Origin of the sequence: Flammeovirga kamogawensis (assembly GCF_018736065.1) — a bacterium.
GTDB lineage: Bacteria > Bacteroidota > Bacteroidia > Cytophagales > Flammeovirgaceae > Flammeovirga > Flammeovirga kamogawensis.
In genome coordinates this window covers 3,328,916-3,353,528 of sequence record NZ_CP076128.1, presented here as the reverse complement: position 1 = coordinate 3,353,528, position 24,613 = coordinate 3,328,916, and the positions used below count along the sequence as shown (strand labels likewise).

Annotated in this window: 25 protein-coding genes and 2 tRNA genes; 8 read left to right on the top strand and 19 right to left on the bottom strand. The window is 32.3% G+C overall.

Annotated elements, in window-relative coordinates:
- Positions 1–182 precede the first annotated feature (182 nt).
- Positions 183–1,550, bottom strand: coding sequence for a sodium:proton antiporter NhaD (gene nhaD / locus KM029_RS13380; RefSeq protein ID WP_240050303.1), 1,368 nt, complete (start codon positions 1,548–1,550; stop codon positions 183–185).
- 185 nt (positions 1,551–1,735) lie between these two features.
- Between nhaD and KM029_RS13375 the strand changes: the two genes are divergently transcribed.
- The gene (locus tag KM029_RS13375) at positions 1,736–2,377 is read left to right on the top strand and encodes a CatA-like O-acetyltransferase (RefSeq protein WP_144073738.1); all 642 of its coding nucleotides are present in this window, start codon (positions 1,736–1,738) and stop codon (positions 2,375–2,377) included.
- Here KM029_RS13375 and mgtE read toward each other — a convergent pair.
- Positions 2,363–3,763, bottom strand: coding sequence for a magnesium transporter (mgtE, locus tag KM029_RS13370; RefSeq protein WP_144073737.1), 1,401 nt, complete (start codon positions 3,761–3,763; stop codon positions 2,363–2,365). The two genes, KM029_RS13375 and mgtE, sit on opposite strands and share 15 nt — an antisense overlap.
- A gap of 218 nt (positions 3,764–3,981) precedes the next feature.
- Between mgtE and KM029_RS13365 the strand changes: the two genes are divergently transcribed.
- Complete coding sequence (locus tag KM029_RS13365) at positions 3,982–4,572, top strand: riboflavin synthase (RefSeq protein WP_144073736.1); 591 nt, start codon at positions 3,982–3,984, stop codon at positions 4,570–4,572.
- Position 4,573: 1 nt separating this feature from the next.
- Positions 4,574–5,275 carry a LytR/AlgR family response regulator transcription factor gene (locus KM029_RS13360; RefSeq protein WP_240050302.1) on the top strand — a complete coding sequence of 234 codons (702 nt, stop codon included), beginning with the start codon at positions 4,574–4,576 and terminating at the stop codon, positions 5,273–5,275.
- Positions 5,276–5,331: 56 nt separating this feature from the next.
- Here the strand turns inward: KM029_RS13360 and KM029_RS13355 are convergent, their stop codons facing one another.
- Both KM029_RS13355 and KM029_RS13350 read right to left on the bottom strand, forming a co-directional pair.
- Positions 5,332–6,855, bottom strand: coding sequence for a DUF4625 domain-containing protein (locus KM029_RS13355; protein WP_144073735.1), 1,524 nt, complete (start codon positions 6,853–6,855; stop codon positions 5,332–5,334).
- Positions 6,856–7,312: 457 nt separating this feature from the next.
- A complete protein-coding gene (locus tag KM029_RS13350) occupies positions 7,313–7,633 on the bottom strand; it encodes a winged helix-turn-helix transcriptional regulator (RefSeq protein WP_184679480.1) in 321 nt (106 codons plus the stop codon).
- 125 nt (positions 7,634–7,758) lie between these two features.
- Here KM029_RS13350 and KM029_RS13345 point away from each other — a divergent pair, with 125 nt between their 5' ends.
- Entirely contained in the window at positions 7,759–8,271 is a 513-nt protein-coding gene (locus KM029_RS13345) for a lactoylglutathione lyase family protein (protein WP_144073734.1), read from the top strand.
- 68 nt (positions 8,272–8,339) lie between these two features.
- On the opposite strand, the gene KM029_RS13340 is transcribed toward KM029_RS13345, so the two are convergent.
- The 11 genes from KM029_RS13340 to KM029_RS13290 form a co-directional block, all read right to left on the bottom strand.
- Positions 8,340–9,689 carry a hypothetical protein gene (locus KM029_RS13340; protein ID WP_184679479.1) on the bottom strand — a complete coding sequence of 450 codons (1,350 nt, stop codon included), beginning with the start codon at positions 9,687–9,689 and terminating at the stop codon, positions 8,340–8,342.
- 126 nt (positions 9,690–9,815) lie between these two features.
- Entirely contained in the window at positions 9,816–10,370 is a 555-nt protein-coding gene (locus tag KM029_RS13335) for a YceI family protein (protein ID WP_144073733.1), read from the bottom strand.
- 258 nt (positions 10,371–10,628) lie between these two features.
- Positions 10,629–11,237 (bottom strand): lipoprotein signal peptidase, encoded by a 609-nt coding sequence (locus KM029_RS13330; protein ID WP_144073732.1) that lies wholly within the window; start codon positions 11,235–11,237, stop codon positions 10,629–10,631.
- A 50-nt stretch (positions 11,238–11,287) separates the two neighbouring features.
- On the bottom strand, positions 11,288–12,769 hold the full coding sequence (locus KM029_RS13325; RefSeq protein WP_240050301.1) for a TrkH family potassium uptake protein: 1,482 nt from the start codon (positions 12,767–12,769) through the stop codon (positions 11,288–11,290).
- 15 nt (positions 12,770–12,784) lie between these two features.
- Positions 12,785–14,128: a Trk system potassium transporter TrkA gene (gene trkA, locus KM029_RS13320; protein WP_144073731.1), complete on the bottom strand. Its 1,344-nt coding sequence runs from the start codon at positions 14,126–14,128 to the stop codon at positions 12,785–12,787.
- Positions 14,129–14,220: 92 nt separating this feature from the next.
- The gene (locus KM029_RS13315; protein WP_144073730.1) at positions 14,221–15,765 is read right to left on the bottom strand and encodes a YifB family Mg chelatase-like AAA ATPase; all 1,545 of its coding nucleotides are present in this window, start codon (positions 15,763–15,765) and stop codon (positions 14,221–14,223) included.
- A 35-nt stretch (positions 15,766–15,800) separates the two neighbouring features.
- Positions 15,801–16,922 (bottom strand): tetratricopeptide repeat protein, encoded by a 1,122-nt coding sequence (locus tag KM029_RS13310; RefSeq protein WP_144073729.1) that lies wholly within the window; start codon positions 16,920–16,922, stop codon positions 15,801–15,803.
- Positions 16,923–17,053: 131 nt separating this feature from the next.
- On the bottom strand, positions 17,054–17,749 hold the full coding sequence (locus KM029_RS13305; protein ID WP_144073728.1) for a hypothetical protein: 696 nt from the start codon (positions 17,747–17,749) through the stop codon (positions 17,054–17,056).
- 92 nt (positions 17,750–17,841) lie between these two features.
- A tRNA-Gln gene (locus KM029_RS13300) sits at positions 17,842–17,914 on the bottom strand.
- Positions 17,915–17,943: 29 nt separating this feature from the next.
- A tRNA-Gln gene (locus KM029_RS13295) sits at positions 17,944–18,016 on the bottom strand.
- Between the two features lie 127 nt (positions 18,017–18,143).
- Positions 18,144–18,623, bottom strand: a complete 480-nt coding sequence (locus KM029_RS13290) for a hypothetical protein (RefSeq protein WP_144073727.1) — start codon at positions 18,621–18,623, stop codon at positions 18,144–18,146.
- Positions 18,624–18,784: 161 nt separating this feature from the next.
- On the opposite strand from KM029_RS13290, the gene KM029_RS13285 reads away from it, so the two are divergent.
- Genes KM029_RS13285 through KM029_RS13275 form a run of 3 tightly spaced genes read left to right on the top strand, consistent with a single transcriptional unit; the run spans position 18,785 to position 20,919 of the window.
- Positions 18,785–19,261, top strand: a complete 477-nt coding sequence (locus KM029_RS13285) for a type I restriction enzyme HsdR N-terminal domain-containing protein (RefSeq protein ID WP_144073726.1) — start codon at positions 18,785–18,787, stop codon at positions 19,259–19,261.
- A complete protein-coding gene (locus tag KM029_RS13280; protein WP_158631056.1) occupies positions 19,236–20,255 on the top strand; it encodes a DUF4465 domain-containing protein in 1,020 nt (339 codons plus the stop codon). The genes KM029_RS13285 and KM029_RS13280 overlap by 26 nt, the downstream gene beginning before the upstream one ends.
- 1 nt (position 20,256) lies before the next feature.
- Positions 20,257–20,919, top strand: coding sequence for an ABC transporter ATP-binding protein (locus KM029_RS13275; protein WP_144073724.1), 663 nt, complete (start codon positions 20,257–20,259; stop codon positions 20,917–20,919).
- On the opposite strand, the gene KM029_RS13270 is transcribed toward KM029_RS13275, so the two are convergent.
- The 3 genes from KM029_RS13270 to lipA form a co-directional block, all read right to left on the bottom strand.
- Positions 20,906–21,808, bottom strand: coding sequence for a DMT family transporter (locus KM029_RS13270; RefSeq protein WP_144073723.1), 903 nt, complete (start codon positions 21,806–21,808; stop codon positions 20,906–20,908). The genes KM029_RS13275 and KM029_RS13270 overlap by 14 nt on opposite strands.
- Positions 21,808–22,038, bottom strand: a complete 231-nt coding sequence (locus KM029_RS13265; protein WP_126616637.1) for a cytochrome b5 domain-containing protein — start codon at positions 22,036–22,038, stop codon at positions 21,808–21,810. The genes KM029_RS13270 and KM029_RS13265 overlap by 1 nt, the downstream gene beginning before the upstream one ends.
- 72 nt (positions 22,039–22,110) lie before the next feature.
- The gene (lipA, locus tag KM029_RS13260; protein WP_144073722.1) at positions 22,111–23,004 is read right to left on the bottom strand and encodes a lipoyl synthase; all 894 of its coding nucleotides are present in this window, start codon (positions 23,002–23,004) and stop codon (positions 22,111–22,113) included.
- A gap of 250 nt (positions 23,005–23,254) precedes the next feature.
- Here lipA and KM029_RS13255 point away from each other — a divergent pair, with 250 nt between their 5' ends.
- Positions 23,255–23,857: a NifU family protein gene (locus tag KM029_RS13255; RefSeq protein WP_144073721.1), complete on the top strand. Its 603-nt coding sequence runs from the start codon at positions 23,255–23,257 to the stop codon at positions 23,855–23,857.
- Between the two features lie 78 nt (positions 23,858–23,935).
- Here KM029_RS13255 and KM029_RS13250 read toward each other — a convergent pair whose 3' ends face one another.
- On the bottom strand, positions 23,936–24,556 hold the full coding sequence (locus KM029_RS13250) for an NAD(P)H-dependent oxidoreductase (RefSeq protein WP_144073720.1): 621 nt from the start codon (positions 24,554–24,556) through the stop codon (positions 23,936–23,938).
- Positions 24,557–24,613: the final 57 nt, after the last annotated feature.

The window sequence follows — 24,613 nt, the reverse complement described above, 5'->3', positions numbered from 1 at the left end:
GTATTTTGGGTTTTACTATCATTGTGAATAAATCGTTTATTGGTTATACAGTATAATTTAATGCTTTCTACTCAATTGTTATTAACTTTTTAAAGTTTTTTGTAAAAAAGAAAGTTATCAACATCTAATGTTGATAACTTTCTTGTGTAATGATATTAAATAACAAACTTATATTAAGTTATTCACATTACTAACATTTCTAGATAGAACAACGAGATCCCTCCAATATATCCTAAAGCTGCTATCCAAGCAATATTTTTAAGGTACCATAAAAAGCTAATTCTTTCCATACCCATTGCCGCAACTCCAGCTGCAGAACCTACAATTAAGATACTACCACCTGTACCAGAAGCGTACGCTAACATTTCCCAGAATTTACCATCTACTACAAAGTTGGCTAACTCACCAGTAGAACCATCAGGAGCAATATCATACATACCCATAAAAGCTGCTACAATTGGAACGTTATCAACAATTGCTGATAGTACACCAATTAATGTATTTTGTAAATAAATATCTTGAAAATGTTCTTGCATAAAACCAGCCATTACGTTAAGATGACCAGCTGAACTTAATGCTCCAACAGCTAACAAAATACCCATTAAGAACAATACAGTAGGCATATCAATTTTTGATAAAATACGCCCTACATTTAAATGTCTTTTATCTTGTAATGTTTTAGAATGAAGCTTAAAATCTGTAATAAACCACATTGCACCTAAACCTAATAACATTCCAATAAATGGAGGTAAATGAGTATATGATTTAATAACAGGAACCATCAATAAAGCAGTAATACCCATTACTAAAACAATTACACGGTCTTTTAATGGAATAAATGCTGCACTTTCATCTTCAGATAATTTAGGTATATCTATCTCTCCTTTTAATTTAAATGCGAGAACAATTAAAGGTAATATCATAGCTACTAAAGAAGGTAAGAATATTTCTTCTATAATCTTAAGTGCTGTTATTTGCCCACCAATCCAAAGCATAATTGTAGTTACATCACCAATTGGAGACCAAGCTCCACCTGCATTAGCAGAGATTACTACCATACTGGCAAAATACCAACGCGTTTCATCATCTTTAATTAATTTACTTAATACAGCAACAATTACAATTGTAGTTGTTAGGTTATCTAATGCCGCCGATAAGAAAAAGGTCATGAAAGAAATAATTACCAAAAGTTTCGCTTTATTCGTAACTTTTATTCTATTTGTAATTATTCTGAAACCTTGATATTCATCAATAACTTCTACAATAGTCATAGCTCCCATTAAGAAAAATACAATAGAAGCAATTTCTGAGAGATGTTCGGTTAATTCATGGTGGACAAGAAAATGTACCATCGACTCTTCTGAATTTGGGTTTACTGTTAACCAGTCTTTCCAAGATTCACTATAACCTAATTCTAAGATTTCTGGTGCTCCAATCGCATAAAGAGCCCATAGACCAGCACCCATTATCAACGCTGTTGCAGCTTTATTGATATGGATGTTATGTTCTAAAACAATTAATAAATAACCGAAGATAAAGACTTCGATCATGAGGTAGTACATCATCAGTGAAAAATAATATTAAGGTGAAGTTCTAGTACAAGCCACGAAATTAATTGTTGAATCTAGATAGTAATAGTTTTTATTATAAAATGTTAAAAATTAGTCAAAAAAAGACTTTTAATACATCAAAATAACCCTATTATACAATTTATTGAACCTAATTATCATAAAACATGAAAGAATTGACATTAGATAAATGGAAAAGAAAAGAACAATTTCTTTATTTTAATTCCTTTGAAAATCCTAATTTTTCTGTTACTGCGAATGTTTGTATTGATGGATTAATGAAATATAAAGAAAACCATACAGCATCATTACACTTATTATATCATTATTTTATGCTTAAAGTGATGAATGAAATAGATGAATTTAAGATTCGAATTATTGACGAAAAAATATATTCATTTGATACTGTATATGGTGGAACTACTATTTTAAAAAAAGACGAAACGTTCTCTTTCGTATATCTTGATTGGTTTAAAGACTTTGAGGAATTTTCTAAAGTAGGCAAAGCTGCAATTCAAAAAATTCTTGATGGTGAACCCTTTGAATACAAAGAAAATGATTACCCAATTATTCACTGTACTACAGTACCATGGATTCAATTTACAAGTGTACAAAACCCAAATAGAGGAAAAAAATTAGACAATGGAATTCCTAGTGTTGCATTCGGAAAAATTTTCAAACAAGAAAATAAAACAATGCTTCCTATATCAGTGCAGGCTCATCATGCTTTATTGGATGGTATTCATATGGGAAAGTTCTTTACAAAAATGGAAGAATATTGTAGTGCCACAGTTTTAAACCTGAAGTAAAAATGCTGTTGCAAGGCTAAAATAAATTAATAGTCCTGTAATATCTACTATTGTAGTAATTGCAGGACTTGCCACTACTGCAGGGTCTCCATTAAATTTCCTAACAATTATAGGTAAACCAGCTCCTATTATTGTAGATGATACGACTTGTAAGGCTAATGCCAATGAAATAATAAAAGCAACATATGATAAGGTTAATGTTCCAGGTAGTAAAGTATCAAAAGATAATAACGATACTTTTATAAAAGCAATAGATGATAAACATATAGCGAGAAGAATAGATATTCTCATTTCTTTAAAAGTGATTGTCCACCAATCTTTCACGGTTACTTCCCCTAAAGACAAGGCTCGAATAATTACAGTACTTGCTTGACTACCTGCATTTCCTCCTGTATCTGCCAACATTGGCATGTATAAAGCTAAAATTACCATCTGATCTAAAGCTGCTTCAAAATGATGTAAAATTAACCCAGATATCATTCCAACAACAGCCAAAGATACTAACCAAACTACCCTCTTTTTAAAATGTCTAAAAACAGATATATCCATATACCCCTCATCATCATCTTCATCATTAGAAGAGGTTATACCCATCATTTTTTCCATATCCTCAGTCTGTTCGGCAACAATTACTTCAATAGCGTCATCATGCCTAACAATACCTACAAGTTTATGGTCATCATTTAATATGGGTAAAGCTACTAAGTCATATTTTTCAATCATCCTTGCAGCTTGTTCTCTATCATCATTTACTTTGGCCGCTACATAATCTACATGAAGAAGATCTGCTATTTTATCAGACAGATCGGCTAATATCAGATCTTTTAAAGTAATAAAACCAAGCAATACTTTTTCATCATCTACTACATATACATAGTAAATCATTTTTTTACCTGGTGAATCAATTTTGATTTTATCAACTGCTTCCCTAACAGTCATCCACACTCTAACTGTAGCAAAATCTGTGGTCATAATTCCTCCTGCAGAGTCAGAATCATAAGCACTTAATTCTACAACATTACTACGAACTTGCTTATTTAAATAAGGTAATAGAGAGGTTTGCTCTTCGAGTGTTAATTCTTGATAGAAATCGGCTCGTTCATCAGAACGCATATCTTCAAAAACCTTAGAAAAAGCACGTTTATCTAATTTATTAAAAATTTGATATTGCAGATCACGAGAAAATTCTCCAAAAATTTGAGCTTTTTCTTTTTTAGAGAATAATTCAAAAACTAAAAGTAGATCCTGTTCTTCTAACTTTTCTAAGATCTCTACAATTTCAATTGTAGGTAGTTTTCCAATTACATCTTTTAATGCATTCCAGTCTTCAGTATCAATTAAGTCTTTTACAATTTCATAGCGCTGATCAATATTCGTGACAGTCATAAGATTTAAATATGGTCTTAGTAAATGAATAGAAAATCAAATAAGTAGTTAATAAAAAGCACTTTTAAATACAGTAGAATTTAATGTAGACTACTTAAGAAGTTAACTATTAGAAAACTATTTTTCTAATTCTTTAATGAATAACAAATCAAAATTAAAAGTTCTATTATTAAAAATGACTAAATTGTGTCGTAATAATAATTAAACCATCATAATATATGTTCACCGGAATAATCGAAGCAATTGGTAACATTGTAGATATCCAAAAAGATAAAGAAAATACAATTTTCACTGTTGAATCTCCCCTATCAAAAGAATTAAAAATTGACCAAAGCCTTGCTCATAATGGTGTTTGTCTAACAGTTACACACATAGAAGACAATAAACATCAGGTTGTGGCAATACATGAGACTTTGCAAAAAACTACTCTTGGCGATTGGAAAATTGGTGATATTGTGAACCTAGAAAGAAGCATGCCTTCTCATGGTAGATTTGATGGACATATTGTTCAAGGTCATGTAGACCAAATTGGTGAATGTATTAGCGTTGTTGATGAACAAGGAAGCTGGAGATTTACTTTCCAATATGATCCTTCAACAAAAAATTTCACTGTAGAAAAAGGCTCTATTTGTGTAAATGGTGCAAGTTTAACTGTGGTAGATGATGCTAAAGGACAATTTAGTGTAGCCATAATTCCTTATACTTTTGAGCACACAAATTTTCATAAAATTGAAAAAGGCACTAGAATTAACTTAGAATTTGATATATTAGGTAAGTACATTCAAAAGTTAAAAACATTGGATCTATAATATGACCAATCTGAAATGTCTTATAGTTGATGACGAAGAAGTATCTCGTATGGTAGTACGTGACTTTATTAAGCGCACCGAAGGTTTAGAACTTAGCGGTGAGTTTGATAATGCCGTATCTGCATATGACGTGCTAAAAAATACTCCCGTTGATCTTCTCTTCTTAGATATAGAAATGCCTCAAATGACAGGAATTGAGCTAGTACAATCACTAGAAAAACTCCCTGAGGTTATTTTAATTACTGGAAGAAGAGATTTTGGGGCTGAAGCGTATGAATACAATCTCACAGACTATTTGATTAAACCTATTACCTATCCTCGATTTCTTAAGGCAGTTGAAAAAGCTAAATTATCAATAGAAGATAGTGATCAGAAATTAGTTGAAAATAGCAGCGATGATATCCTTTATGTTAAGGCTGACAATAAAATTGTAAAACTTTCTCTTAGTGAAATCTTTTTTGTTGAAGCTCTATCAGATTATATGCTGATTAATACAAAGGATAAAAAATATATTGTGCATTCCACAATGAAAGCGTTAGAAAAGAAATTTCCTGAAAATTTTGTGAGAGTACACCGCTCTTATATCGCTAACCTTGATAAAATCAATACGATTGAGGATATGCAAATTGTAATGCCTCAGAAAAGTATTCCAATCGGAAACTCTTATAAAAGTAATTTCCTCTCAAAATTGAACTTTTTATAGTCAATCTTGAGAGGAAATCTCTTTATATATCATAAAAACTAAATAGGCTTTTCTAATTACCTACCCGCTTGAGTATAATCTACGCTAAAGTTATAAGTTACTGTATCTACTTGTCCCTTTATATCTGTAGCTACTATTTCTAATGTATATACCAATACGCCTTCATGGTCTAATAATTCACGTATAGGAAAACTTACATCTCCGAACATCACTCCTAAATCTACTGGATAGGTTGTGAAATTTGTAAATGTAGATGTCATTGGATCATTATACCCGTAATCATCTGTGAAAGTATATGTAATAGATGATAAACCTACATTTTCGTCTACTTTACCTTCTATACTGATATTTAAATCTTCTGTTAGCGTTAACTCCTGAACAGTATTTTCTGGAATATACTCTTTCGACTCGTTAAAAATTAAATCTGTAATATTAATTGATGGTGCCAAATCTTCTCTTGCTACTAAAGAGAACCTAAAGAAGGAAGCATTGTCCCATGTTTGTTCTTGATCCTTAACTTTAACATTCACAAATATCGTTTCTCCTGCATCTACACCAGTCTGATTAAAACCAAAATTAAACGTTGTTAGAGTAGCAAGATCTACTGATGTAGCTCCATTTAATGCTAACTCAACTACAGGGTCTTCTACAACAGTTCCTGTACTACCTGCTGTAGCTGGAACACCAATATATGATACTTCTAAACGCATAGAATCTAATCCGCCCTCATCTTCAAAAATAAGGCTTGAAAGGCTAAAGTTTTCTCCAGGAAACATTAATACAACTCTGTCCGAAGGAATTTCTATTCCATTTGATTCGGCATAAGAAACAAATTGTGCTGGAACATCATCGCAGTTAATATTAATAGATTGAACTTCTGTTTTTACATTCCCAAAAACATCTTCCATAGATATTGTAAGATCGTAAACACCATTTGCTAAACTATCAGAAATAAATATCTGATTTTCTACAATAGATTCTAATGATAAGTTCTCTCCTTTAGCTAGAAAATACCTTGGTGAAGATGTTCCTATTTGCACTCCAATTTTATTAATTCCAATATTATCAGAAATTAAACCACTTAATGACAAATATTCTCCTCTACAATATGCTGTATTTTCTTGATTTCCTTCAATGGCAGACATCACAGTAAAATCACTTAATGAAGGTGACAAAGTATCTGTACCAACCATAAAGTAAGTAGTATCTGCTATAATATTTCCTCCTGTATCTGTATTTCTTAAAGCTAAGAAATACTCACCCGTTGAAACATAAGCCGGGATCATAATTGCAGAGTCTAATATTAATAACCTCGCTTGAGTAGTGAAGACTGAATCGAAGGTAAATTCTAAAGCTGTAGAATCTAAAGAAGGATCTACTTTACCAATTGTTACCTGAGCTTCCTCAATTAACACATTATCAGTAAACGTAATATTCAACTGAAAAGAGTCTTTATAATAATAGGTCTCATTCAGAAATGAATCTGAAGATATAGACGGACTAAAATCATCTTCTAATGCTATACAAGAGATAAATCCGGTTAAAAACAATATATATAAGGCAACATTTTGAAGTTTCATAGTATTATTTCAGTTAGTCGTGTTGCAATTTAATAAATGTTAATCAGAGTTAATAACATTTACTACTACAATCTAAAAATTTAATTTTTATAAGATGTATTTAAAATGATCGTTATAAAATGGAATCAAAAAGGTAACAGCATAATAAATTTTAAATAATTTTTTGATATAACTCTTAAAATAATGGTAAACTGAGGCTTATAACATTAAAAAGCATAAATACCTTCATTTCATCTCAAAAAAACTTGATGTTTGTATTGTCGAAAGAAATTAATGACAACAATGTTGAACTACTCTAGTAGTAAAACAAGTCATTTAAAGAGTAACTATGTTAAGCAGCATAGAAGTCAGATGAATAGATTGAAGAGAGAGCTTGGAGAAGGCTAGTTTTTTTAAAACTAGCCTTCTTTTTTTATGTTCAATTTATCTATCCTCTGCTATAAAAATAACCACTATTTTAAGATAGTTTTTCTATTAATTCTTTTCCCCATAAATCCATTGATGTAAGTATTCCTTCTAATGATCTACCTAGGTCTGTCAACTCATAAACTACTTTTGGGGGCACTTCTGCATACACTGTTCTTTTTACTAAGTTATCATCCTCTAATTCCCTTACTGTTTGGGTAAACATTTTGTTTGAGACCTCAGGAATTGTTTTTTGAAGTTCACCAGAACGCATACCTCCCTCCAACAAATGAAATAAAACTAGCGGTTTCCACTTATTTCCTATCAAATCCATTGTTAAACGGAGAGAGCATTCATATTTTTTATCAATCATCTTATTTTTATTTGTCTAATACTCAGTAATTCACACCTTTTGGTAACTACCCTACTATTTTGTAAGGTATTGATTAACAGTATACTTATATTTAATTTTGTATTAAAGATAATCAAGAAAATAATATGAATAAAACAGGAAGTTATCCAAGATCATTTTCTCATATCGGTATTACTGTACCAGATATTGAGAAAGCAGTAAAATTCTATTCTGAAATTATGGGATGGTATGTAATTATGCCTCCTTCTGATGTTACTGAGGAAAGTGATACCGCTATAGGTCAAATGTGTATAGATGTATTCGGTAAAGGATGGGGAACATTTAAAATTGCTCACTTATCTACATCAGATGGAATAGGTGTTGAGCTGTTTTCTTTCCCTACGACCAAGGCTGAAAAACCAAAATTTGATCCTTTTAATACAGGTTTATTTCATTTCTGTGTTCAAGACCCTAACATTGAAGAATTGACAGAAAAAATTGTTGCTGCAGGTGGTAAACAAAGAATGCCAATCCGTGAATATTATCCAGATTCAAAACCTTATAAAATGGTTTATGTTGAAGATCCATTTGGAATTGTATTCGAAATTTACACACATAGTTATGAATTAACTTATTCTTCTGGAGCATATTCAGAATAGTAACTAAAAAGAAAGAGGTCACTTCCCGTAGGAAATGACCTCTTAATTGTATATATCTTAATTTCTAATTAGAAGCTAATAGCAGCCTCTAACATGAAACCATCAAACTGACCACCTGCGAAGTTAGCATTAGTAGAACCAGTACCTAAGTAGTTATCATAATCATCATACGTTTGTTTGATGTATGAACCTTTTAAAGATACATTCTTAGTCATGAACCAACCAGCAGAAAGCTCGTAACGATTTTGACGAACATCTTGTTGTCCAATACTCCATGCAGTACCATCTTCGAAAGCACCTGCTTCAGCAGCATTAGTACCCCAAGCTGTATTGTAACGAGCACCTACATTAAATTGTTCTTGGTTACCAAAACGGTAAATCAATTCACCTGCTAATTGCTCCCAAGTTCTGTTGCTCATCTCTGGATTGTTTTCCATAGCTTCACCTTTTGATAAACCTTGAGAGTTCTCATAAGTACCGAAGAATTCTAAACCGCGGAACTTAACAAAAGAGTTCAACATAACCGCATCAATGTTATTTGTGAAGTTAGGGTTAGCACGACCTGATCTGAAATCATCTCCAGTAGGAACCATCACATTGTAGAATCTAGAACCAGCTCTATCACCTGCATAGATATTAGAGTTATCTAAATTAGAGTTATGGTAGTAAGAACCTGTTAAACGAACTCTTAAATCATCGTTTACTTGCTTATCATAACCAACTTTACCATAAACAGACCAGTTACCTGTGTGAGTTACACCTTGGTTTAATGCTCCGTTAGATAAACCAAACATACCAATGAAACCATTTTTCTGAGCGTAAACTTCCATTGCCATTTCAGTAGCAAATGCATCCATAATTGTGTTACCAATAAAAGCATTACCCATTGTGTAAGCATTGTCTGTACGACGGAAGTGCTGATCACCATAGTTTACTTCCATTTGACCTACTTTAATAGTAACGATATCCATGATATCATCAGCTAATTGAGAGTTCAAGTTTAAGAAGTTTAAGTTGTCAACTTGTAAATAACCACCCATTACCCAAGTATCGTTATGATGTCTCGAAGATAAGTAAGTTAATAAGTTTACTCTAACACCATCTGCTAATTGAGCATCGATTCTCAAGTTTGCTGTTGGAAGGTTAACATTCGTGTGAATGTCTTGAAGGTTACCCATAGTGTTACTATGTTGTAAACCTTGCATTTGTAAAGCGAAATCACCACCAACACGTACTTTAACACCATCAAAACCAACTGTGTCAGATTTAGTTGTTTCGAATACATTAAGACCTCTTTGGTCGTTGTATCTGAAGTATTGAAGATCTCTGTTGAATAGTGTACTTTGTGCAGATACATTACCTGCAAACATTGTTAGAAGTAATGCAATTACTCCAGTAAATTTGTAAAGATTATTCATGTTTGATAAAAGTTATTCCAATTAAATCGGAATTAATTAAGTAGATAGGATAAGTAAATTATTATTCTGAATTACACATAACTAGAACAAATAAACTTATATTAATGTAGATAAATTTTATTTAATTTAGATAGATACGTTATAAACGATCGTTACCTCATCTCCAGTAGTAATAGTACCAAACATAGCAGTTGGTGGCTCTACTGAATACTCTGTCATTTTGAAAGTTGTTTTACCTGCAAAAGACACTACACCAGAATTTACCGATGATTGAGCTGTTAAAGTAACGTTTTTAGTGGCTCCAGCAATTGTCAATTGACCTTCAGCTGAAACAACTCCATTTGCATCAATTGTTGCTTTTGATGATTTAAACGTAATATTAGGATTGCTTTTTTCTTTTAAGGCTGCGTAAACATTCTTATCCATAGATCCTTTACCTGACTTTAAGCTTTTTACAACAAAAGTAAGATCTAATGTATTTACGGATGTAACTTTATCACCTTCAACACTTACATCTGCAGAACCTGAAATTGATTCAACATCACAGTGCCAATCGTGTAAAGAAGAAGTTCCCTCAACCTTAACTTCACTTTTGTCATTTAAGATTTCTCTTGATTGTGCAAAAGTTAATGTTGAAAATAGTGAAATAATTAAAAATGTAGATAATAATGATTTTTCCATTGTTATGTAGATAATTAGGTGGTATAATTTGATAAAATTAATTTTAGTAGCTAACGAAGAAGTGGGTGTTACCCCTTAATGCACTTGCAAGTTAAAACATGGAAAAATAATACGGATAATAATTATAGTTAGTAAGGGTAAATAAAAACGAATAAATGTAAATAAATTTGGAATCTTGAAAATTAAATTTTTAAAAATGACTTTCATCAGAGAGTAATGATGATATTCATTATCATAATCACTCTCTAAGATTTTTAATTAATTTTCACTTTCTGTAAAACGATTTTGAAAAATTAAAATAAATGTCACTCCAAGGAAAATTGCAGAATCTGCAATATTAAAAACAGGGCTAAAAAACAAAAAATGATCTCCACCTAAAGCAGGAATCCATGAAGGAAAATTACCTTCAACCATTGGAAAATATAACATATCAATCACCTGCCCATGAAACCAAGGTGTTGAAGAGCCTGGAATAACATTTCCTTCTATTAAAACACCATAAAAGATACTATCAATAGCATTCCCTATTGCACCTCCTAAAATCATAGATATACAAACCAAGAAGCCTAGATGAGTATTGGCTTTCTGATAAAGTGAATAAATAGCATAAACTATACCTCCAGAAGCGAGAATTCTAAAAAGTGTAAGAAAAAGTTTACCATATTCATTACCAAACTGCATCCCAAAAGCCATTCCTGGGTTTAATAGGTAATGTAATCTAAACCAATCTCCTATTACATGAACCTCTCCAAGAGTACCCATTTCCATAAAATTATGGACCAATAATTTACTTAATTGATCAATAGCTATTACAAATATGGCAACACTATATATTGTTGTTAGGCTTAATTTTTTTGTATTTCCCATCGGTTTTTTACTCCGTAATTTTCTAATTATAGATTATTTTATTCTCTAGATTAAAATCTACTCCAAAAATAAGGTGTGAAGATAATCATTACTGTAAATAGTTCAAGCCTGCCAAGCAACATTAAAAATGATAATACCCATTTTGCAGTATCTGGCAAATGTGCAAAATTATCTACAGGACCTACTGTTCCAATACCCGGACCAATGTTTCCTAAAGATGTTGCAACTGCTCCTAAAGAGGTCATTAAATCAACACCTAAAGCAGACATTACTAATATACCCAATCCAAATATCAATAAATAGGCCATTATAAAGGCAAGTACATTAAAAGTAATTCCCTCTTTTATCGCTTTTTTATTAAAACGTACTGGTATAATTGCCGTTGGGTGTAATTGTCTTTTTAATTCTAAAAATGAATTCTTAAATAAAATGATATGTCTAACAATCTTTACACCACCTGCTGTAGACCCTGCCATACCACCACAAAACATTAATATAAATATTATCATGGTTGCAAAAGGAGCCCATGCTGTGTAATCTGCAGACACATATCCCGTTGTAGTAATTATTGATACTACTTGAAACAAAGCATCTCTAAATGACTTTTCTATTGTTAAATCAGAAGAATAGGCTACTACAATGCCAATGGCAATAGAAGATGATAGTATAATTCCGGAATAATAACGAAACTCCTCATTCGTCCAAATAGCTTTAAACATTCTCTTAAACAAGAAGTAATTCAAAGTAAAATTTGTTCCTGCCAAAATCATAAATACAATAAGAATGTATTGAATGTAAGGAGACATTGATGCGGCACTATCATTATAAGTTGAAAAACCACCTGTTGCCATTGTTGTCAATGCATGATTTATCGCATCATAGAAATTCATTCCTCCTGTCATCAAAAGAACAGTTTCAATAGCTGTTAAACCTGCATATACCCACCATAAACGTTTGGCGGTCTCTTTTATTCTTGGCTGCAATTTATCTGGAGAGATACCAGGAGCTTCTGCTACAAATAACTGCATACCTCCAATTCCTAAAAATGGTAAAACTGCAACGGCTAAAACAATAATACCCATTCCACCAATCCATTGAGTTAAGCTTCGCCAAAATAAAATACCTTTTCCAACGGACTCTATATCTGTTAATATAGATGCTCCTGTTGTAGAATAACCAGAAATTGTTTCGAAATACGCATTTGTAAGCGATGGATTTTCAAGACTAAAAAGATAAGGTAAACTTCCAAAGAATGCCATTACCGTCCATCCTAATGATACAATAATATAACCATCCTTTTTCTTAATTTCCTTTTTATATCCTTTACGTTCGCCATAAAAAACAATCAATCCTCCAGAAAGCACTGTAATTAACCCTGCCTCTGTAAGTGCCCACCAATCACCATCTCCAAAATAAAAAGAAAAGGGTAAACAAGTAAACATAAAGATTCCATTCAGAAGAATTAGAATCCCCATAATTCTAGCAATCAATCCAATATTGAAATGATTTTTACGCTGTACATAGTCTGCCATTTTAAAATTTCTTTATTAACGGAAGAAACCTTCCACTTTAGAGATACATTCAGGTCGTGTAAGTACCACAGCCCTATCATATGGTTCAAATTGGAAATCTCCTTTAGGAATATAAGCTTTTCCTTTACGAATAGCACCTCCAATAATTGCCGACTTAGGAAAACCTAAATCTTTTAATATCTTTTTAGTTACTGGAGAATTTTCATTTACTACAAATTCTAAAACTTCTGCATCCACACCATGAACGTTGGTAAGAGAAATAATTTCTCCTCTCCTGATATATCTAAATATAAAGCTTGCTGCTATAAGTTTTTTATTAATTAAAGTGTCAACACCCATATTTTGAGATAAATGAATATAATCCATATTCTCTACTAAGGCAATTGTTTTCTGAACACCGTGTTTCTTTGCAACTAAAGATGTTATAATATTCGTTTCAGAGTCACCTGTAACAGCAATAAAAGCATCTGCAGTATCAATGCCCTCCTCTTCTAAAAGATCTACATTTCTACCATCGCCATGAATAACTAATGTATTAGGTAATTCCTCGGCCAATTCTATTGCTTTATCTCTATCCTTTTCTATTAATACAACATTGTATTTATGGCTTAAAGATCTTGCCGCATAAAAACCAACCTTACCCCCTCCAAGTATTATCAAGCGCTTAATTTTCTTTGATAATTTTTTACCTGTAAGTTGAAGAACACTCTCTACACCCTCTGGTTTAGCAATATAATATACATGGTCACCTAACTCAAAACGAGTATCACCTCTAGGAATTAGTGTTTCATCATTTCTAAGTATAGCTACTGTTAAAAACTTAAAGTCTTTGTTTAAGTAAGTAGTTTCTTCTAAAGTTTTACCACAAAGAGGCTTTTCTCTGTCAATGGTAATGCCTATAAGAGAAAGTAAACCTTTTTCAAACTCAAATGTATCAGTAATAGCTGCTTCCTTTAACAACCTCTTAATTTCCTTTGTTGCTAACAACTGAGGAGAGATCATTTCATCCACACCCATTCTACGCATATCTAATATGTCTCTAGAGTGTAGAAGTTCACTGTTATTTATACGTGCAATAGTCCTCTTAGCTCCTAACCTTTTTGCTACCATTGCAGTAATAAGGTTAGTTTCTTCAGATGAGGTTACAGAAATAAGCATGTCAGACTTGCTCACTTTTGCTTCTTCTAAAACAGAAAAAGAAGTAGACGAACCTTTAACTGTAGCAACATCAATATGATTTGCCGCATGATTAAGACTTTCTTCGTCTGTATCGATAAGAGTTATATCGTGATCTTCGTGCGCAAGTAGTTTTCCCAAGTGGAATCCTACATCTCCAGCACCAGCGATTATGATTTTCACAGTTATTTACACTTTGATGTTAGAATCAACTTTTCCAATGTTATGGAAATATTAAGGCAAATATAGTCTGATTTTTTGTTTACCTGCAATTTTTAACCTTCTGCCCAATTATCTCTATCCAAACTTCTGTACTGAATTGCCTCTGCAATGTGCTCTGCAAGTATTTTTTCACTACCTGCTAGATCTGCAATTGTTCTAGAAACCTTTAAAATTCGATCATAAGCACGTGCAGAAAGCCCTAATCTGTCCATTGCTGCTTTAAGAAGATTTTTTCCTAAAGGATCTAAACCACATATTTTTTTTACAACTTGAGATGGCATCATTGCATTACAATGTACCGTTGTTGACTGATCTGTAAAGCGTTCTTTCTGAATTTCTCTCGCTTTTATAACTCTATCTCTTATTTCTTGGCTACTTTCTGCTTCCTTGGTCTCTGTCATTTGGTCAAAAGAAACAGGTGTCACCTCAACATGTAGATCAATTCTATCCAATAGTGGTCCACTTACTTTATTTAAGTAACGCTGAACTGCTCCTGGAGGACAAATACAATCTTTTTCTGGATGATTATGATAACCACAAGGGCATGGGTTCATACTTGCTATAAGCATAAAGTTTGCAGGAAAATCAACAGACATTTTTGCTCTTGAGATTGTTACCTTTCTCTCCTCTAAAGGTTGTCTCATTACTTCTAGTACTGTTCTTTTAAATTCAGGCAGTTCATCTAAAAATAAAACACCATTATGAGACAATGATATTTCTCCAGGTTGTGGTATTCCTCCTCCACCAACTAAGGCTACATCACTTATAGTATGATGAGGGGCTCTAAAAGGTCTTGTAGATATTAGATGTCCATTTCCTTCTAGTTTCCCAGCAACAGAGTGTATTTTAGTTGTTTCTAAAGATTCTTGTAAAGTTAACGAAGGCAATATTGTTGCTAACCTCTTAGCTAACATTGTTTTACCTGCTCCAGGAGGTCCAATCATAATCACATTATGTCCACCGGCTGCAGCAATTTCTAATGCTCGCTTCATATTCTCCTGTCCTTGAACCTGAGAAAAATCTACTTCATAATCATTTAAAGTATCTGAAAACAGTTCTCGTGTATCAATTTTTAAAGGGGCAATTTCCTTATCACCTTGAACAAACTCAATAGCTTCTAGTAAACTTTCTACTCCTATAACATCAAGATTATTTACAATTGCCGCTTCTTTGGCATTTTCTTTAGGCAGAATAAATCCTTTAAAACCCTTTTTCCTGGCTTCAATAGCAATAGGTAAAGCTCCTTTTATCGGGCGTAATTTCCCATCTAAAGATAATTCTCCTAGAATTACATAGTTCTCTAATTCTTTAGCTCCAATTTGTTCAGATGCTTGAAGAATAGACAATGCAATGGGTAAATCAAATGCCGCTCCTTCTTTTTTGACAGAAGCTGGTGCTAAGTTTACCAACACCTTTTGACGTGGTATAACATAACCAAAATGTTTTACGGCAGATTCGACACGGTGTTCACTCTCTTTAATGGCACTATCTGGCATTCCTACCACGTATAAGTTTTTTCCATTAAGTACATTTACTTCAATTTCTATGAGCGTAGCATCTACTCCATAGACTGAACTTCCATAAGTTTTAGAAATCATAGTTGTTGTTGAATCGTTTTAGCGAAAGTATAATTTTATAAAGATAAACCATCATCATCGTCAATTGCTTGACTTTCTGATTCTGAAGATTCTTCTGTAGTAATAACTGGAGGCGCATATAACCTCCTAAGTGTTGCTCTAAGATTAGATAATGCAACTTTAGCATCTTTATACAAAGGATCGATGTCTAAAGCTTTCTCAAAATCTTTTTTTGCTTCTGTATAATTCTTAAAGAAATATTGTTGTGTTAAGCCTAATTCGTACCAGAGTTCTTTCACTTCAGGATCTAATTTTAACCCCTCCAAAAATACTCTATTTGCCTCTAAAGGCAATCTCTTTTTCCTGTAGAGTCGTCCTAATTCTTTAGACGATTTCCAATAAGTTGGTTTTTCTTTTAAAATAGATTTATGAATAACTATCGCACTATCTATAAAACCTTCTGATGCCAACAAAAAAGCATTTTCATAATTAATTGCAGTTGATTGTAGTTGTAAACCTATTGCTATAGTTAAAGTTTCTTTGGCTAAAGGTATATTCTTTGATTTAATAGATTGCTCAATAATACCAACATAAGAAAGTGTATCCGTTGGTAAAATTTCAATAGATCTCTGATAATTTTTTAATGAACGTTCAAAATCTCCTTTCAGTGCATATGAATGACCAATAGATCTATAAGTCATATTATTTTGAGGAACTTCTAATACAGATGATTTCAAATAAAATAAAGCACTATCAGGTTGCCCTAAATTATTAAAAGAAGCACCAATAAATGTTTTCAGGTGAGGATGTTTATACCCTAAAGAAATTGCTTTTTCTCCACTAGATATTGCACTTCTCATATTCCCTAAAAAATAATGAGAAGAAGCACCCAAAAAATAAAACTCACCATTAGTACTATCTATTTGAATTGCTTTTTCAGCATCTTCTAAAGCACTACCAAATTCTTTTTTACGAAGTTGAACAGAACCTCTAGAAAAATACAACTCAGGGTTATCAGGATCATTTGATACCAATTTATCCAGAAATGATAGCTGTTTATCAAAAAATTCATCTTCGTGGGCTGTAGCATCAACAAGTCCTTCTAAAGTATCTTGTTCTTTTTTACAACCAAAAAGTGAAATCAGGATAAATATTAATATAAAATGGTACTTCAACATCTTTACACCTTAAATCGTTTATTACTTTGGAGAATGTAAAAATTGAGAAAAGTTTTTGATTTTAAAATTGATCGCATAAAAAAAGCTCACTTTGGGGAATAAGTGAGCTTTTCTTTTCGATAAAGTTATGATTATGAAAGTTTATTTTCTCTCTTTCTGAGAACACTCAACTCTTTCTTCAATTCTTCACCTTTATTTCTTTCAGTAACCAATTCTCTACGCACCTGCATTTCTCTTTCCTGAGCACGAGTTCTAAACTCTTCATACTCACTTTCAATGCTATCGTGGTCTTTTTTAATTGTTATTACTGCTTGATTATTTGCTTGGAATCTTATTAAAAAGACTATCAATACAATTACTAAAACAGCAATTACAGTAAATGCTGTATATAGTACAGAGTATTTCGGCATATCCATTCCCATTAATTGAATATAATCACCCAATTCAATAAGTCTGTCTTTCTCGCCTAAACGAGCTTCCATCTCTTTAACTTCTTGTTGTGCTTGGTCTGTCTCTAAACGAGCAGCTGCAGCATCCTTATAGGCTGTTTGTAGAGAATCATCTACAATAGACCAATAATCATTAAGCCATTCTTGCTTAATCATACGGTATTCTTTCCATCTACCACCTCTTTTTGACATATACTTGTATTTGCCATGAAGGGTATTATCTACAGGTGCAGCTGGTTTAACAGCGGTTTTTGTTGTTTTCTGCGTCTTAGCAGTTGACGTAGAAGTGCTTGAACCTGCAGTTTCTTGTGCATATGTAGTAGAAAGACTCAATACAAATGCAATCGTTGTTACGAACCTAATTATTCTTTTTGACATGTTAGTAGGTATTTAAATACTATTCTATTTTACAAATATAGAAATAGGAAGCAAAAAAAAAGCTTTACCGAGAAGATCAGTAAAGCTTTTTGTTGTCCGACCAGGTCTCGAACCTGGACTCTTCTGTACCAAAAACAGACGTGTTGCCAATTACACCATCGGACAAGATTTCAGAAAAACGTCTCGGTAGATTGTTGTCCGACCAGGTCTCGAACCTGGACTCTTCTGTACCAAAAACAGACGTGTTGCCAATTACACCATCGGACAATCTTTTTTTTGAGAACTATTTCTCTGAAATGCGATGCAAATGTATGTCGATTATTTTTATTCACCAAACAATTTGAAAAAATATTTCATAAATAATTCCTAACAAACAACCTTTACATTATTAAAATCATCTATATCCATTTCTTATTTCAATATTTGCTTTATTTACAAAATACTGAATATCAGAAACATTATAATCTAAAAAGAATTGATTTTCGGTACCATCAAACATTTTAAGTTGTAATTGATATGTACCTACAAATCCTAAATAAAAAATAAAAAACGCTGCAATAAATAAAGATAAACCTGTAAAAAGAGAAAGTGCTCCAGAGCTTCCCGCTACTAGAGATAAGGGACCGCAGATTCCTCCAATTAATAAAGGTAAAATCAATTTTTTCTTTTTAAGGTGTAAAGACTTTATATATTTTCTTTCAAATTTCCGATGTGTATTAGGAAGGCTTATCTCTAAAAAGAGTGTTGAAAGTTTTAAGAAAAAATAAGTATCTAATTTACATTCAAGGTCATCGTTTTCAGAAATGTTAACCCAATTGTATAAATAACTATACGAGTAATAGTACTTTTGATGAGTAACTTCTTGCTCAGACAAATTAAATTTTGATTCTCTATCTATATATGTTTGGTAAGATCGCAATGGCAATTTTCAAAGTTTCGTTTATAAATTATTAGTGCATTCTCAATTTACATTTAAGTTCAGTCTTTTTCTTCACATCTTTCTTTCTATTTTTACTCTAAACTTAATTTAAAGGTATGCAAGACTTAAATTTGCCAAAATCTAAGGTACGTTTAGAACAAAAAGAGGGTAAAACATATATTTTTGATCCAATCAGAAAAAAAATGTTGTTACTTACTCCAGAAGAATGGGTAAGGCAACAATTTTTACAGATGTTACTTTCAATGGGCATATCTAAAGGGTTAGTTGGCATTGAAGGGGGATTGAAAGTTAATAAAATTCAGAAAAGAGCCGATTTATTAATTTTCGATAGAGGAGGAGCTCCATTTTTATTAATAGAATGTAAAGCACCTTCAGTTAAATTGAGTAATGAGACTTTTAAACAAGTTGCCGCCTACAATGCAACTATTAAAGCTCCATACATTGGTATTACTAATGGCATACAACATTATTTTTGTGCTATAAATTTCGAAAATTCTTCTTATGATTTCCTGAAAGAGATACCTTTACCGGAGTATGTTAAACAACATGATAAAAATTCGAATGATAAATAAGCGTTTATATACATTTCTGTTAATTCCTCTATTATTTAGTTGTGGTGTTAATAAAGAATCTGGCCCCCGATTAGAAGTAACTATTATTCAACCAAAAATTGATCCTACAACAGCACAAGCTTTACAACTTAAAGGACAAAAGTTTGTATATGAAAGTAAAACAATTGGAGGTGATACAGACAGTTACAAATGGGAAGTAGATAACCAAGTTATAGGTACTTCTTTACTTACTGACAGTGTTTCTTATGACACTGAAGGAGTAAAAAAAGCAAGATTTTCTGTTACTAATTCAGCTTTTGATGCTTATGCTGAAATAGAAGTCTTAATTGTTAAATACATGGCTTTCTTTGATGATTTAACGCTAAGCGATAATTCATTCTGGGTAGGAGATGCTACTAATGGTTCTGCATCTACTTTTACAACGGGTAATGTGGTTTTACCAAATACATCTCCAAAAATTGATGGAGATAACTCTGATGACTTCTATAATTTTGGTTATTCTAATATTACAGATTCCTCATCTAATGATTTTCATAAATACGGTGTTTACCTTAAAGTACCTGCAAGTAGTGTTAGTAATTTTGGGCTTGCTAGAATGAAGCAAGATAAACCTACTATGAATTTAATTTTTGATACAGAACTATATCCTATAAGTATTTCTATTGCAAATAGTCCTGATGCCATTGCAGCTGCAGACTCAATTCTTAAAAGTGGAGATACTTATATATTAGAGGTACGAGGAATTAATAGTGCAAATGAACAAACAGAAGAATTAGCTAGTTTAACATTGATAACCGGTGTTACTGATACTATATCAGCAGTGACAAAATGGACTAAACTAGAGCTTAATACTTTAGGTAGAGTAAAAGGGCTTAATTTTACAATCAATAGTACTAAAAAAGATCCAGATACTGGAGCATTAGACTTAGAAGCTAAATTCTGTTTAGATAACCTTTTATTAGTTGAGTCTGAACAAAAATTCAATCCAAATTAAGATGCTTAAAATAGAAAATTTAGTAAAATCATTTGCTACAGATAATGGCTCTCTCGATATAATAAAAGACATTTCTTTTACTATTAACCATGGAGAATCTGTTGCTATTGTTGGTGCATCTGGTTCTGGAAAAACTACATTGTTAGGCTTGGCTGCTGGTTTAGATAATCCTACATCAGGAAGTGTTTTTATTGATGGAGTAAATCTAACTACATTATCAGAAGATGATAAAGCTGATGTTAGAAATCAAAAAATTGGTTTTATTTTTCAAAATTTTCAACTCCTACCTTCACTTACTGCTTTAGAAAATGTAATGACTCCTTTAGAGCTACAGGGGAAATCAAACATAAAAAAACACGCTTTAAATATATTAGAAGATGTTGGTTTAAAAGGAAGAGAGAAGCATTATCCAACTCAGCTTTCTGGTGGCGAACAACAAAGAGTAGCTCTTGCTAGAGCATTTGTCAGCAATCCTAAAATCTTATTTGCAGACGAACCTACAGGTAATTTAGATGAGAAAACTAGTACTCATATAGAAAACCTACTTTTTAAAATGAATAAAGAAAACAACACGACTTTAGTAATTGTTACGCACGATCCTCTATTAGCTAAAAAAGCAGATAGAGTAATTGTTGTTAAGGATGGAAAAATTATGACCGATTAGTTTGTTTCTTTTTCCCACTAATCAAATAAACTCCTAAAAATATAAAGGCAGCTGCTATTATTTGTACAGCCTTCAACTCTTCATTTAAAAAGAATACGGCTATAAAACCTGCAATCATTGGCTGAAAATAAATATAAAAACTTGCAGTACTTGCATTTACCGTCTGCATAGCTACTGCATAAAACAAGTATGCTAAAAAAGTATTCCCTACCACTACATAACTAATTGACAACCATATATGTGACGGGATCGCTACCCAATTAGTTTGTTCTACATCTTTCCAAGTAATTAATGCTACTATTGGAATTGCAAATAAAAACACCCACTTCATTAATGTAAAAGGGTGATATTTAGCTAATAATGGTTTTGTGATTACTAAGTAGATGCTGTAAAAACAGGCATTTATTAATACCATAATATCTCCCTCAACAGATCCTGAGTGAAAGGCAATTCCGTTTAAACCAATCATTAATAATGCTCCACTAAGTCCAAGAGCAATACCAATTATTTTTTTGATATTTACCTTCTCTTTAAGAAAGATTGCAGAACATATTAATACAATAACAGGAGAGGAGACTACAATTACGGATGCATTTATTGAACTCGTTTTTGCTAGCCCTTCAAAAAATAATAATTGATTAAAACAGGCACCAAACATACCTGCAAAAAAGAGTCTTATATAATCTTTCTTATCTGTTACTTTCTCTTTTACGGTAAAAGCATGTAATAAATAAAATAGAAATGCCCCACCTAAAATACGTAAAAATATAAAGGCTTTAGGCCCAATAAATTCGGGCATAGCAATTTTGGAAATAATAAAATTACATCCATAAATAACCGACGCCGCTAATAAAAAGAGGTGAGCCTGAATTTTAGATACTTTTTTCATTAATCTTCTAACTCAGCAAAAGGTTCAAACTTATCAAATACAAACTCTGTATGCGGAGCATCTTTCATTTCAGGAGTAAGATCTTGTCCTGCCCAATGTTCATAGTGTTTACCATTTCTCCAAAGGCGAGAATTCGTCATGTCATATATTTTACCTTTATAAGCAACCCATATTTCATCTTTATCTTCGCCGTTTCTTAATGCCAATTGTGCTCTTGTATACTTTTCCATTATTATTAACTAAAAAATAAATGGCTTTGCAGAAATACCACAAAGCCATCTTATTATATTATTAAGGTCAAATTACTTGATTGGAACATTTACGTGACGCTCAGCATGATAAGATGAACGAACTAATGGGCCAGACTCAACATATTTGATTCCTCTTTTTAAACCTTCCTCTCTAAAGAAATCAAATTTATCTGGATGGATATACTCAATTACTTCATGGTGCATTTTTGTAGGTTGTAAGTACTGACCTAATGTCATTACATGAAGACCTCTTTCTGCAAGATCATCCATAATTTTAAATACTTGATCGTCAGTTTCGCCTAATCCAAGCATAATACCTGTTTTAGAACGACGGCCTTCGTCTACAATACGCTTGATATGTTCTAAAGAACGCTCGTAATTTCCTTGTGGACGTACAGCACGGTATAGTTCTTTAACTGTTTCCATGTTGTGCGATATTACTTCTTGACCACCCTCGATCATTCTGTAAAGAGCATCCCAATTTTTACGTGTATCAGGAATCAGAGTTTCTATAGTAGTTGATGGAGATATTTTCTTAGTTTCAATTACTGTTTGGTACCAGATTTCTGCACCTCTATCTTTCAACTCATCTCTATTTACCGAAGTAATTACTGCATGTTTTACTTGCATCTTAAAGATAGCATCAGCTACACGAGCAGGTTCTTCAGTATCGTACTCAGTTGGTCTACCTGTAGCTACTGCACAGAATGAACATCCACGTGTACATATATTTCCTAAAATCATAAAAGTTGCAGTACCTTCACCCCAGCACTCACCCATGTTAGGGCAATTACCACTTTGGCAAATTGTATTCAACTTATGCTGATCTACCAACTTACGTACGTTTGCATATTCTTTCCCGATAGGTAACTTCACACGCAACCAATCTGGCCTACGTTTAGGCTTTTCTTTTTTCTCCGAAGAGATTACTGGTAGTTCTATCATTTAATTTTTCGTTTTCGTTGTGATTCCCGATGATAATAAGAATCAGCTACAAATTTACGAACTAGATTTACAATAACGAAACGATGTGCAAAAAAGGATATATTTATCTTTTTTCGCTGATTATGTTAATTTTGAGTTGATTTAGTGTTTCATTTATCAATTTGTTTTGATTAGAATCTACTAAATGTTTGTTTTGCCAAATATTGTGATTACACACAATCTTCAAAATTTATAAAAAAAATAACAAGCGATGGAAAATTCAACAACTTCGGGCAGACCAAAGCAGAATATAACGATATACACAGAGGCTAATCCAAACCCTAATTCTATGAAATTCATGTTGAGTTTCATGTTATTAAAAGGAGGCGAGAGCTATGATTTCCCAAGTGTAAAAGAAGCAGAAGTTTCTCCTCTTGCAAAAGAGATTTTTGAGAAATTCGATATCGTAGACCGTATCTTCTATATGAGTAATTTTATTACAATTACTAAAAAAGATGATACTGTAGCTTGGATGGAAGTTATCCCTCAGTTTAAAGCCTTTCTTTTAGAGTACTTTGAAGCTGAAAAGCCAATTTTTGAGAATGTTGATGAAACAATTGTTGAAGCTGCAGATTCAGAAGCAATCAAAAAAATTAAAGGTGTTCTTGATGAATACATCAAACCTGCAGTAGAAATGGATGGAGGTGCTATCAAGTTCCATTCTTTTGATGAGGAATCTGGTGTAGTAAAAGTATTGTTACAAGGTGCTTGTAGCGGTTGTCCATCATCAACATTTACTTTAAAAATGAGTATTGAAAACCTTCTTAAAAGAATGGTACCCCAAGTAACTGAAGTAGTTGCGGAAGGCGTTTAATCACTTTTAAAGTATAAAAAGCTGTCTTAGAATACATTATTTTAAGGCAGCTTTTTATTTTTTTCTAATTTAAGTTGGTTAAAATGCTAGTAGGTGAGCATCTATATTTAGTAATACTTGTTCATTTAAAAGTTCTTCATAATTAAGAAAGTCTATCTCAATACGTGGGTTTTTATTTACATCATAGAAGTGATATGTAAATAAATTTTTCATTCCAATGTATTCATTCATTTTATGGAATCCATACATTACTCCATCATCTACACTTCTTCCTTTAAAAAATTCCTCTTCTAGCTCAAATGCTTCTAACGGTGCATTCCAAGTTGTAGTTAGAATATATTTTTTATCAGATAACAACCCACTTCTTCCATAATTTAATTTAGGATTTAACTTAGATGATCTTCCATCTGATCCATAAAATTTTCCTTTCCCTTTTGTTATTACATCATCAAGATATTTCTTAAAACTATTGGGCACAGAGAACCACCAGACAGGAGTATGATAAATAATAATATCTGCCCAACTTATCTTTTGTATTTCTTCTAAAATTGAGTACCCTTTCTCAACATCTGTTCTTTGAACAGCGAAATTTGTTTCCTTTTCAAAATAAGCTACCGTTAAATCTGAAATTGATTGATTTAATCTTACTTCAGATTCTAAATAACTTTGCCCCGCATTGATAACCAAAATATTTTCCATTACTAGTTGTTTTATAATTAAAGCAACGTGTTCGTTAATGATTGCAACCTTATTACT